General features: G+C 66.4%; 1 protein-coding gene. It reads right to left on the bottom strand.

The window, feature by feature from the left end:
* A partial coding sequence (locus RAD10_RS42555) for a hypothetical protein (RefSeq protein WP_461622098.1) occupies positions 1–235 on the bottom strand: 235 nt, incomplete at both ends.

Genomic DNA, 235 nt, shown 5'->3' with positions numbered 1-235 from the left:
AGCAGACGGTTATCCGGGCCGTGCCGTGCCTCGAACATGCCGATGATCGGCCCGCCCGGCCACTCGCGGCGCAGCGTAACCTTGGGGACGAGCACGTCGTTCGCGCCATATTGATCGAGCACCACGCGCCACCAGCCGCGACCGGGCCGTTCGACCTGGCCGAGCGTCAGCAACAGCGCATCGCCGCCAGTACCGCTTGGACGAACATAATCGACCGAACTGTTGCCGGTGCGAT

It is taken from the genome of Bradyrhizobium sp. 23AC (assembly GCF_054863025.1).
Note: the sequence above shows the minus strand (reverse complement) of the source record. Positions and strands in the feature narration are given on the sequence as shown.